We start from the raw sequence: 264 nt of genomic DNA, 5'->3' as shown, positions 1-264 counted from the left end.
CCATAATGCACGGATCAGTAGCGCCTCGTGACGACGTAGACCGCAACGTACGCGTAACGATATCGGGGTGGGTATGGTCGCGCTCAATCTCGTGATTCCCTGCTTCAACGAAGAAGCCGTGTTGCCGGAGACGGTACGCCGGCTCACGATCCTGCTTGACCGGCTTAGCCGCGACGGCATCATTGACGGCGCAAGCGGTGTGACGTTCGTCGACGACGGTTCGCACGACCGGACATGGTCGCTCATCGAAGGCTTCCATGCCGC

Annotated in this window: 1 protein-coding gene; it reads left to right on the top strand. The window is 60.6% G+C overall.

Going from position 1 to position 264, the window contains the following annotated elements; translation table 11 throughout:
- Positions 1-73: 73 nt before the first annotated feature.
- Positions 74-264 (top strand): glycosyltransferase (locus SB847_RS21360; protein WP_410578660.1); only part of this gene is annotated, 191 nt, incomplete at its 3' end.

Origin of the sequence: Bacillus sp. SIMBA_026 (genome assembly GCF_046535335.1) — a bacterium.
Classification (GTDB): Bacteria; Bacillota; Bacilli; order Bacillales; family Bacillaceae; genus Bacillus; species Bacillus velezensis.
Note: the sequence above shows the minus strand (reverse complement) of the source record. Positions and strands in the feature narration are given on the sequence as shown.